This is a genomic window from Parabacteroides sp. CT06, assembly GCF_002257605.1.
GTDB lineage: Bacteria > Bacteroidota > Bacteroidia > Bacteroidales > Tannerellaceae > Parabacteroides > Parabacteroides distasonis.
Genome location: NZ_CP022754.1, coordinates 1,156,579 through 1,169,129, shown reverse-complemented (window position 1 = coordinate 1,169,129; position 12,551 = coordinate 1,156,579). Strand labels below are relative to the sequence as shown.

The window sequence follows — 12,551 nt, the reverse complement described above, 5'->3', positions numbered from 1 at the left end:
ATAAAAAGAATAAACCCAGTAAATTATTACAAATAGAAACATCAGACAAGATATTCTTATCTTTTTCCCGCTCTTTCGCCCCGGCAAGCAATCACATTATGTCATTAATACCTATATTTGTAAAACAAATTGACGCAATAATTATTTATACACAAACATAAGGTCAGCAAATGAAAACAAAAAAGAATCATTTTAATAGCAGACAAGGATTATACGACCCGTCTTATGAACATGACGCTTGTGGAGTAGGAATGTTAGTAAATATCCACGGCGAGAAATCGCACGACATCATCGAATCAGCCCTTAAGGTACTAGAGAACATGAGGCATCGAGGCGCTGAGGGAGCCGATAACAAAACGGGTGACGGAGCGGGAATCCTATTACAGATCCCGCATGAGTTCATCCTCCTGCAAGGAATTCCGGTTCCAGAGAAAGGCAAATATGGCACCGGACTAATCTTCCTCCCGAAAGACGAGGAACAGCAAGCGAGTATCCTCAGTATCCTCATCGAGGAGATCGAGAAAGAGGGATTAACCTTGATGCACTTACGCAAAGTTCCCGTTCATACGGAAATCTTGGGAAAGGACGCACAAGCGACCGAACCAGATATCAAGCAGATATTCATCATCGGCTGCAACGATCAGCAAGAGCTGGAACTAAAGCTATACCTCATACGTAAGCGGGTCGAGAAAAGGGTATCGGCCACCGACCTTCCGGCCAAGGATGATTTCTATATAGCGTCTCTTTCCACCAAAAACATCGTTTACAAAGGCATGCTGGAATCCATGCAGCTACGCCATTACTTTCCGGACCTGACGCAACCTTATTTCACTAGCGGACTGGCCTTGGTACACTCACGTTTCAGCACCAACACCTTCCCCACTTGGAGTCTGGCGCAACCTTTCCGCCTACTGGCACATAACGGGGAAATCAACACGATACGAGGCAACCGGGGATGGATGGAGGCCCGGGAGAGCGTACTCTCCTCCCCCAGAATCCCGGATATCAACGATATACGCCCGATCATCCAGCCGGGCATGAGTGACAGTGCCTCACTGGATAACGTATTGGAATTCTTCGTGGCCTCCGGGATGAGCCTGCCGCATGCCATGGCGATGCTGGTACCGGAGAGTTTCAACGAGAAGAACCCGATCTCCGAAGACCTAAAGGCTTTCTACGAATATCACTCCATCTTGATGGAACCGTGGGACGGGCCTGCCGCCCTGCTCTTTAGCGACGGACGCTACGCCGGAGGCATGCTAGACCGTAACGGTCTCCGCCCCGCCCGTTACCTGATCACGAAACATGACATGATGGTCGTGGCCTCCGAAGTCGGCGTCATGGATTTCGAGCCTAACGAGATCAAGGAAAAAGGCCGTCTGCAACCCGGAAAGATCTTACTCATCGATACCGAGAAAGGCGAGATTTATTACGATAGCGAGCTGAAGGAACAACTGGCGAACGCCCAGCCCTACCGTACTTGGCTGGAGAAAAACCGGGTGGAATTGGACGAGTTGAAATCCGGCCGTAAGATCCCTCATAAGGTAGAGGGATACGACAAGCTACTGCGTACGTTCGGATACAGCCGTGAGGATATCGAACGTATCATCGTACCGATGTGCACGGGAGGGGCGGAACCGGTCGGCTCCATGGGCAACGATACGCCACTGGCCATATTATCCGCCCGTCCGCAAATCCTCTATAATTATTTCCGCCAACAATTCGCCCAAGTAACCAACCCGCCGATCGACCCGATCCGCGAGGAACTCGTCATGAGCCTGACCGAGTATATCGGGGCGGTGGGAAGCAATATCTTAGTTCCAACCGAGAGCCACTGTAAAATGGTTCGGCTGAACCATCCGATCTTGACCAATACGCAACTGGATCTCCTGTGTAACATCCGGTATAAGGGCTTTAAAAGTGTTAAGCTCCCCACTTTGTTTAACGCAGAGAAAGGATGCGCAGGACTGAAAGCTGCCTTGGACGAATTATGTAAACAAGCGGAGCAATCCGTCACCGACGGCGTTAACTACATCATTTTAAGCGATAGAAACGTAGATGAGAAAAAAGCGGTGATCCCCTCCCTGTTAGCGGTAAGCGCCGTGCATCACCATCTGATCTCCGTGCAGAAAAGGGTGCAAACAGCGCTGGTAGTGGAAACCGGCGAGATGCGTGAGGTAATGCACGCCGCCCTCTTACTAGGCTACGGGGCCAGTGCCATCAACCCCTATATGGCTTTCGCTATCTTGGATGATCTAGTAGACAGGCAAGAGATACAATTGAATTACGAGACTGCCGAGAAGAATTACGTAAAAGCCATTTGCAAGGGTTTATTCAAGATTATGAGCAAGATGGGGATCAGCACGATCCGCAGTTACCGGGGAGCGAAGCTTTTCGAGGCGATCGGCCTAAGCCGGGATCTGGCAGATACTTACTTCGGGGGAACCACCAGCAACATCGGTGGTATCCGCTTGGAAGAGATAGCGGCAGATGCGATCGCCATGCACAATGACACATTCTCCCACCCCACGGATTCTTTATTGGAACATAAAGGCATTTATTCCTTCCGCAAGGATGGCGAGAAACACGCTTGGAACCCGGATACCATTTCCATGCTTCAACTGGCTACCCGCTTGGGGAGCTACAAGAAATTCAAGGAATATTCCCATGTGGTTGATGAGAAGGAAAGCCCCATATTCTTGCGTGACTTCCTGACCTTCAAACAACGCACCCCGATCCCCTTGGAGCAGGTAGAGCCGGAAGAAGCGATCATGCGCCGCTTTGTCACGGGAGCGATGAGCTTCGGCTCTATCAGCCGGGAAGCGCACGAGACGATAGCTATAGCCATGAACAAGATACACGGACGCAGTAACACGGGCGAGGGTGGTGAGGACTCGGCTCGTTTCATCCCCCGTGAGGACGGGTTATCGCTCCGCTCCGCCATCAAGCAAGTAGCCTCCGGACGCTTCGGCGTGACCACGGAATATCTGGTAAACGCCGACGAGATCCAGATCAAGGTCGCCCAAGGAGCGAAACCGGGCGAAGGAGGACAGCTTCCCGGCTATAAGGTGAACGATATCATAGCGAGAACCCGTCACTCGATCCCATGTATCTCTCTGATCTCTCCCCCACCTCACCACGATATTTACTCGATCGAGGACTTGGCGCAATTGATCTTCGATCTGAAGAACGTGAACCCTCAAGCCGAGATCAGTGTGAAACTCGTATCCGAGAGTGGCGTGGGAACCATCGCCGCCGGTGTAGCCAAAGCAAAAGCGGACCGGATCGTGATCTCCGGGGCGGAAGGAGGAACGGGGGCTTCCCCGATAAGCTCTATCCGTTACGCCGGAATCCCACCTGAGCTAGGACTATCCGAGACTCAACAGACGCTCGTGATGAACGGCCTCCGGGGGCAAGTCCGCTTGCAAACAGACGGACAGTTGAAAACCGGACGGGATATCGTATTGATGGCGATGCTGGGTGCCGAGGAGTTTGGATTCGCCACCTCCGCCTTGATCGTTTTAGGTTGTGTGATGATGCGTAAATGCCATATGAACACGTGTCCGGTAGGTGTCGCTACCCAAGATGAGGAATTACGTAAACGCTTTCATGGTCGACACGAATATTTGGTGAATTTCTTCACCTTCCTCGCCCGTGAAGTTCGGGAATATCTGGCAGAGCTAGGCTATACGAAACTAGACGATATCATTGGCCGTACGGACTTACTCATGCGTAAACCTTCCGATCATATCGAGAAACATGACCTATTGGATCTCAGCCGCTTGATCCATCTACCGGAACAAGCCGCCACGCAGACCATCCATCAAGTCACCCGTCAACTCCATGCGATCGACAACGTGAAAGATGTGGATATCATCCGTCACGCAAAGGCCGCCATCGAATCCGGACAGGAAGTATCGTTGGATTATGCGATAGCCAACACCGATCGTTCCGTAGGAGCCATGCTTTCCGGAGAGATCGCCAAGCGGTACGGGAACATCGGGTTACCGGAGAACACCCTGCATATCAAGTTCAAGGGGGCGGCAGGCCAGAGCTTCGGGGCCTTTCTGGCTCACGGCGTACATTTCCGGTTGGAAGGCGAGGCGAACGACTATCTCGGAAAAGGATTGAGTGGCGGACACATCTGCTTAATGCCTCCGGTACGCTCCACCTTTATAGCGGAAGACAATACGATAGCCGGTAATACCTTATTATATGGGGCTACCAGTGGTGAGGTCTATATCAACGGCCGGGTCGGAGAGCGTTTCTGCGTGCGAAACTCCGGGGCGATCGCTGTCGTGGAAGGTGTAGGCGACCATTGTTGCGAGTACATGACCGGAGGCCGGGTTGTCGTCTTAGGCAATACAGGCCGGAACTTCGCCGCCGGAATGAGTGGTGGTGTCGCTTATGTGTGGAACAAGAATGGTGATTTCGATTACTATTGTAACATGGAAATGGTAGAGCTTTCCTTGATCGAGGATAGCACCTCACGAAAGGAACTTCATGAATTGATCCGCAAGCATTATCATCATACCGGCAGCCATCTGGCCGGATTGATGCTCGATAACTGGAACAAGTACGTGGATGAGTTCATCCAGATCGTCCCGATCGAATACAAGAAAGTACTCCAAGAGGAACAGATGCGCAAACTCCAACGCAAGATTGCGGAGATGCAGAAAGACTACTAAATATTTACACAAAAACAAGAGAACTATGGGAAACCCAAGAGCATTTCTAACGATACATAGACAAGAGGCGGGCTATCGTCCCGTCCACGAACGTATAGATGATTTCAGCGAGGTAGAACAGACCTTGAACAGCGGCGACCGCCGTACGCAGGCCTCCCGCTGCATGGATTGTGGCGTACCCTTCTGCCACTGGGCCTGCCCGCTGGGTAACAAGCAACCCGAATGGCAAGATTTGTTATACAAAGGCCGTTACAAAGAGGCATATCACGTATTAGAGCAGACCGACGATTTCCCGGAGTTCACGGGACGTGTCTGCCCCGCCCTCTGCGAGAAAAGCTGCGTACTGAAACTTAGCTGCGACGAACCTGTCACGATCCGTGAGAACGAGGCGGCTATCGTGGAAGCCGCTTTCCGGGAAGGATACGTACAGCCTATCCAACCGGTACGCAACGGGAAAAAGGTAGCCGTGATCGGTAGCGGTCCCGCCGGATTGACCGTAGCGAACCAATTGAACCGAAAAGGATATGAAGTCACCGTATTCGAGAAAGATGAGTTACCGGGCGGCTTGCTACGTTTCGGCATCCCCAATTTCAAGCTAGGCAAGCACATTATCGATCGCCGTATCCGCATCATGGAGCAAGAAGGGATTCTTTTCCGTGTAAACACGATGGTCGGCAAAGAGATATTAGCGAAAGATGTAGTGAAAGATTTCGACGCTGTTTGCGTAGCGATCGGCGCCGAGGTTCCCCGGGATCTATCTATCGAGGGACGTCATTTAAGAGGCGTACATTTCGCCTTGGAGTTATTAAGCCAGCAGAACCGGATCTTAGAAGGCATCCCGATCCCTCCCAAAAGCCAGATCAATTGTAAGGGCAAGAAAGTCTTAGTGATTGGCGGAGGCGATACGGGTAGCGATTGCGTAGGGACAGCGAACCGTCATGGGGCGGCCTGTGTCACCCAGATCGAGATCATGCCCCAGCCACCCGTCGGACAGAATCCGGCGACACCTTGGCCCATGTATCCCCAAGTACTGAAAACCAGCAGCAGCCATGAGGAAGGTTGTATCCGCCGGTGGAACCTAGCCTCTAACCGTTTTATCGGAGAGAAAAACAACCTGATAGGGGTTGAGGTAGAAGAAGTCGAATGGGCTCCCTCCCCAGACGGAGGCCGTCCGCAAATGAGACAGACCGGCAAGAAAGAGATCATCGAGGCCGATCTGGTTTTCCTCGCCATGGGCTTCCTGCATCCGGAGCAAGAAGGATTGATCAAAGAACTGCGATTGGCTACCGACAACCGCGATAACATCGCCGTAGACAACGCCGGATATACCGCCAACAGCAACCTATTCGCCTGCGGAGACGCTGTCAGCGGAGCGAGCCTAGTCGTAAAAGCGATGGCCTCCGGCCGTAATGTCGCCCGATCCATCGACCGTTTCTTACAAACCAACTAATTTTCAACTCTCAATTTTCAATTATCATGTGTGGTATAACAGCGATATTCAATATACACGACAGAGCGCAAGCCCTGCGTAAACAAGCGTTATTAATGAGTAAACGAATCCGTCACCGGGGGCCGGACTGGAGTGGTATCTACCAAGGCAAAACCGCTATCTTAGCCCATGAACGCCTTTCCATCGTAGACCCCGCCTCCGGAGGACAACCTTTGGTCAGCCCCAACGGGAAACTCATCCTCTGCGTCAACGGAGAGATCTACAACCATCAGGAATTACGAGAACGGTTAAAAGGCGATTACGAGTTCCAAACCGGCTCCGATTGCGAGGTGATCCTCGCCTTATACAAGAAGAAAGGGATTGATTTCATCGAGGATCTCAATGGTATTTTCGCCTTCGCTCTCTATGACGAGGAGAAAGAGGTTTACTTGATCGCCCGTGACCCGATCGGCGTGATCCCGCTCTACATCGGATACGATGACGAGGGGCACTTGATGGTATCTTCCGAGTTAAAAGGGCTTGAAGGCTTCGCCACTCATTACGAACCGTTCCTCCCCGGTCATTATTTCTATAGCGAAGACCGGAAACTCACGAGATGGTACACCCGTGACTGGATGGATTACGCCAACGTGAAAGATAATCCTACCGACGTACAACAACTTCACGATGCGCTGGAAGCCGCCGTCAAACGCCAACTGATGAGCGATGTCCCTTACGGCGTCCTTCTATCCGGAGGTTTGGATTCCTCCATCACCTCCGCTATTGCCAAGAAATACGCGGCGAAACGCATCGAGACCAATGGGAAAGCGGACGCATGGTGGCCTCAACTCCACTCGTTCGCCATCGGATTGAAAGATGCCCCGGACTTGATCGCCGCCCGTAAAGTAGCGGATGCGATCGGTACGGTTCATCATGAGATCCATTATACGATACAAGAAGGATTGGACGCTTTACGAGATGTCATTTATCATATAGAGACCTATGATGTCACTACCGTCCGAGCCTCCACCCCCATGTATTTATTGGCCCGTGTGATCCGGAGCATGGGTATCAAGATGGTACTAAGCGGCGAGGGGGCGGACGAGGTATTCGGGGGATATTTATATTTCCATAAGGCCCCGAATGCACAGGCTTTCCATGAAGAGACCCTGCGTAAATTAAGCAAATTGTATTTATATGATTGCTTGCGCGCGAACAAAAGCCTTTGCGCATGGGGCGTAGAAGGACGAGTGCCGTTCTTGGATAAAGAGTTTCTTGATGTGGCCATGCGTCTGAATCCGGTGGCAAAGATGTGCCCGGGTACGATCATCGAGAAGAAGATACTTCGAGAAGCATTTTCCGACAGCTTGCCCAAGGAGATCGCTTGGCGGCAAAAAGAGCAATTCTCGGATGGGGTAGGCTATGGCTGGATCGATACATTAAAGAAAATAACCTCCGAGTCGGTCACTGATAAAGAGATGGCGAATGCCGCCAAACGATTCCCGATCAATCCGCCCCAAAACAAGGAAGAGTATTATTACCGCTCCATCTTTGAAGAGCATTTCCCCAGCGAAAGCGCGGCGAGAAGCGTACCTTCCATTCCTAGCGTAGCGTGTTCTACCGCAGAGGCTTTAGCTTGGGACTCGGCTTTCAAAAACATGAACGAGCCAAGCGGCAGGGCCATAAAAGACGTACATGAATCCGCTTATTGACGAATATTTCTTTTCTTTAGTAGCAAAATGCACCAACTTTTATGAATAATAAACGCTGGTGCATTTAATTTTTATAATAACTTTGCCAGCTAGAGTCATAAAACACTTTAAAACAAATTTATATGAAGAAAATCTTTACATGCATTAGTTTGGCAGCCGCTACATTCATGGCTACCACCCCAGTGATGGCACAACAACAAAAACAATTAACAGATAAAGAAAAGGCTGCTGTTGTTAAAGTTATTGTTCCTGCCGTTTTTGATCAAGTAAAGCAAATTAGTGGAGTTGATTTCATGTCTCTCACAAATCCTAATATCGAAAGCATAATTAATTCCCCTTTATTTTTGCCTCAAGTATCAAGCCTACGTGCAGATCAATTAAATCCAATCTCGGTTACTCCTGATAGTTTAAAATTGGATCTTAGTTCTATGGATTTTTCTGCGATAGCACCGGGAATGGGTGATTTCATCGCAGGGATCGTTAATGACGTAAAACTGACATTCAGTGATTATAAAGAATATAACGTTTCACTTAACGGACAATCCGTAAAAATTGATTTACCAGAGAAAATTGATGTATCCGCAGCTGCTTTAGTTGACGCAGAAACGGGTAAACCCACAAATTTATTATCGGTATTAATCAAGACCGGGAACAAAGGAACCATTCTTCCTTTCAACAGCTTATCCGTAGAATTGAAATTAGGTTGGTTAGGTACCGTGGGTAGCATGATCCCTAATTTCCCGCTTAAAGATGGAAAATTGATAAGCCTAACAGAAACAGCAAATAGCTCTGGTACGATTGATTATACGATTACTTTAGAAGATAATTTACGTAGTCTAGCAGCAACGTTAGCTCAAGTCCCGAACTTCCAAATATCTCTTGATATGACAAAGTTGATGACAGAAAGTACTATCAAGGCTAGCTTATTCGGTAAACCTCTACAAGCACCTAACGCAAAATTGCCAATGGGTGACGCTGTCGTATATGCAAACTTGAAATCAACTACAGGAATGCCTGCTGATTCTATTGTCTTGACTTCATATGATGCCGCATCTAGCAAAATCAAAGGATACAAGAAGTTGACTCCGACAATTGGCGTATCTGGAGCAAATCTAGTTTTAACGACAACAGATTCAGTACGTGCTGACGTAAATACAGCTTGGACTCCAATGTCTAAACAGATCGTTACAATGCCAGCAACAATGAGCACAGCAATCAATTCTATTATGTCCTCTCTTGTTAATGGTGTCGTTAGTAATCTTAAAGCAAGCGCAGAAACCAATTACACTATTACAATCGATTCTATTTACGAAGCTAAAAAAGATGAGGTTATTCGTGTAATGGAAATCGACGCAACGACAAAAGTTGAAGCTACGAGCTTAAAAGATACAAAGATGATCGTAGATGTCAACTTCTTGAAAGGAAGCAGTAAAGAAAAAGTCATGAATATCAAGGCTACGGCTCCTACAAATGATACTAAGATTACGGTAGACTTTAGTCCTGCTGTTGATCCTAATGGCGATGGCGTTAAAGAAAATGTCCGCATGGCGACATTATATATTACATCTGACGCTATGGGTATCATCACCGATAACGAGACTATCAGTGACGAGGTTCAAGAGGTTACGGTATCTACAAACGCTAGCGGTCTTTATGTAAAGAATGGTAAGGGTAATTATGTAATCGTTAATATGGTAGGTAGAGTTGTTTCTACGGGTATCATCACTAGCGATGAGCAATACATCAGTACTCCGAATATGCCGAACGGTATTTATATGATCTCAATCGATCAGTCTAAGCTCTTGAGATCTGCTCATAAGACAACTGTTAAGTTCGTAAAATAAATTATCTAGATAATTAGTTAATCTGATAAAAGGAGCTATCCGGAAACAAAACCGAGTAGCTCCTTTCTTTTTGTCAATTTGTAAACCAAACTCCCGGAGAGTTGATTTTTCTGGCCTGATGTACTTCTCGTCCCTAAATATGAGAAAAAATATTAGCAAATGATTGTTTAGTAATATATTAGCCAAATACGACCTTTTGTTCTAGAGAAATAATTCATGCTAGTTCACATTTATACGGGTCAAAACATGTTTTTTATACGGATAAAAGAGGCATTTCATACGGTTGTATCGCCCGACGCAACTATATGTATCGCCTTATGCGACCTATTGCGTTGGCTAACGCCACTACTTGCGTCGCCCAACGCAACCTTTCGTGTGACAAAACATGACCTTTTACGTAGAAATCAGTGGTTAAATACGTATTTTCACCCATTATCTATCCCTAGTTAAGGCTTCTTGAAAAAGAGGCTCGTCAGACAAACAGACTTATTTTAAGCAAATAGATAGATATATAGCTTTTTTACTTACAGTTACAGCAACCCATATTCACAAAGCATATATTACGATATAAAACCAAAACACACACTTCTAATTATCATTTATAACTAAAAGCATATATTATAACTTCAATCTATTACAAACCTCATATTTATAAAACATTCGAGCCTCTCACCTGTTATATACTTATCAAAACGTTATATATTTGCATTACAATAAAACAAAAAGAAATAATATAAAGAATAATATCATCAAAATGACAAAATCAATCAGATTCACAAAGATGCACGGTGCCGGAAATGATTACATCTATGTAAACACGATGGTCTATCCGATAGACAATCCCGAGGAATTATCTATCGCATGGAGCAAGCCGCACACAGGCATAGGATCTGATGGTTTGGTCTTGATAGGTTCTTCAGACATCGCCGATTTCAGCATGCATATCTATAATGCGGACGGCTCCGAGGCGATGATGTGCGGAAACGCATCCAGATGTATTGGCAAATATGTCTATGAGGCCGGCCTAACGCAAAAGAACAAGGTCACCTTAGAGACCTTATCAGGTATCAAAGAGCTACAATTGAAAATAGAGCGTGAAGAGGTCACCGAGGTCACGGTAGATATGGGAATGCCTGCCGTAGGCGAGATGGCCTTGGAGGTTGAGGCTGGAGGAGAAATTTACACCGGCACCGTCATCTCTATGGGAAATCCTCACTTGGTTATCTTCGTGGACGAGATGGACCAGGTCGGTCTGGCAAGCGTAGGCCCGTTACTGGAATGCCTCCCGCTTTTTCCGGACCGGACAAACGTGGAGTTCGTGCAGGTGCTAAAGCCGGACGAGGTACGGATGAGGGTGTGGGAACGAGGTTCCGGCATCACACAAGCCTGCGGAACCGGAGCTTGCGCCACCGCCGTGGCCGGGGTCGTACGTGGGAAGACAAAGCGAAAGACGAAGGTCATCATGGATGGGGGCCCTTTAACCATCGAGTGGGACGAGCGAAGCGGTAAGGTCTTTATGACCGGCGGAGCGGTCAACGTGTTCGAGGGATTCATCAAAGTCTGACACGGGGAACAAGACAAAACAACAAAAACAACAACATAAAAACAAAAGAACTGAGTATGGCACTAATTAATGAACATTTCCTGAAACTACAGAACAATTACCTTTTCTCCGACATCGCGAAAAAGGTAAACAGCTTCAAGGTTACCCATCCCAAAGATAAGATCATTCGAATGGGTATTGGTGATGTTACGCAACCACTTGCCCCCGCCGTTATTGAGGCGATGCATAAAGCCGTGGAAGAAATGGCGAGCAAGGATACATTCCACGGATATGGCCCCGAGCAGGGATATCCTTTCCTAATCGACGCTATCATCAAGAACGATTATGCCAGCCGGGGAGTCTTTATCGAACCGAGCGAGGTATTCATCAGCGACGGAGCAAAAAGCGATTGTGGAAATATAGGTGACATGCTCCGCCACGACAATAGTATCGGGGTGACAGACCCCGTATATCCGGCCTACATCGACTCGAACGTAATGAGCGGACGCACCGGGGTATTGGAAAACGGGAAATGGAGCGATGTCGTATACATCCCTTGCACGGAGGAAAACAACTTCGTACCGGATCTGCCCAGTCGCAGGGTGGACATCCTTTACCTCTGCTATCCCAATAACCCGACCGGAACGACCTTGACTAAGGACGAATTGAAGAAATGGGTAAACTATGCCCTTGCCAACGACGTGCTTATCATGTACGACTCCGCTTACGAAGCTTATATACAGGACCCGAATATCCCCCACTCTATCTACGAGATCAAAGGAGCGAAGAAGGTAGCTATCGAATTCCGGAGCTTCTCTAAAACCGCCGGGTTCACGGGGATACGTTGCGGATACACGGTCGTACCGAAGGAGCTGAACGCCTTCACGCTGGACGGGCAACGGGTACAGTTGAACAAATTATGGAACCGTCGCCAATGCACGAAATTCAACGGAACCAGTTACATAACCCAACGGGGTGCGGAAGCGGTTTATTCCACCGCCGGGAAACAGCAAGTGACAGCTACTATCAATTATTATATGACCAACGCGAAGATCATGAAAGAGGGCCTGCAAAACTGCGGTCTCACGGTGTACGGAGGCGATAACGCCCCATACCTCTGGCTAAAGACCCCGGACGGCCTCTCCTCATGGAAATTCTTTGACAAACTGCTTTATGAAGTCAAGATAGTCGGAACCCCCGGAGTGGGATTCGGACCGAGCGGGGAAGGTTATCTACGCCTCACCGCTTTCGGCGATAGGGATGACACCCTAGAGGCCATGGCTAGGCTGAGGAAGTGGCTAAGATAAGTCATTTACTATAAACAACAATAATCAT

At 48.1% G+C, this 12,551-nt stretch carries 6 protein-coding genes; all 6 read left to right on the top strand.

From position 1 onward, the window contains the following. Window positions 1-170: 170 nt before the first annotated feature. On the top strand, window positions 171-4,688 hold the full coding sequence (gene gltB / locus CI960_RS05135; RefSeq protein WP_005861947.1) for a glutamate synthase large subunit: 4,518 nt from the start codon (window positions 171-173) through the stop codon (window positions 4,686-4,688). A 25-nt stretch (window positions 4,689-4,713) separates the two neighbouring features. Continuing rightward, complete coding sequence (locus CI960_RS05130) at window positions 4,714-6,138, top strand: glutamate synthase subunit beta (RefSeq protein ID WP_005861945.1); 1,425 nt, start codon at window positions 4,714-4,716, stop codon at window positions 6,136-6,138. A 26-nt stretch (window positions 6,139-6,164) separates the two neighbouring features. Continuing rightward, window positions 6,165-7,829: an asparagine synthase B gene (gene asnB, locus CI960_RS05125; RefSeq protein WP_036629190.1), complete on the top strand. Its 1,665-nt coding sequence runs from the start codon at window positions 6,165-6,167 to the stop codon at window positions 7,827-7,829. A gap of 122 nt (window positions 7,830-7,951) precedes the next feature. Continuing rightward, window positions 7,952-9,673 carry a DUF6383 domain-containing protein gene (locus CI960_RS05120; protein ID WP_005861940.1) on the top strand — a complete coding sequence of 574 codons (1,722 nt, stop codon included), beginning with the start codon at window positions 7,952-7,954 and terminating at the stop codon, window positions 9,671-9,673. Between the two features lie 754 nt (window positions 9,674-10,427). Next, window positions 10,428-11,237 (top strand): diaminopimelate epimerase, encoded by an 810-nt coding sequence (dapF, locus tag CI960_RS05115; RefSeq protein WP_005861939.1) that lies wholly within the window; start codon window positions 10,428-10,430, stop codon window positions 11,235-11,237. A 56-nt stretch (window positions 11,238-11,293) separates the two neighbouring features. After that, on the top strand, window positions 11,294-12,523 hold the full coding sequence (locus CI960_RS05110; protein WP_005861937.1) for an LL-diaminopimelate aminotransferase: 1,230 nt from the start codon (window positions 11,294-11,296) through the stop codon (window positions 12,521-12,523). The last annotated feature ends 28 nt before the right edge of the window (window positions 12,524-12,551 follow it).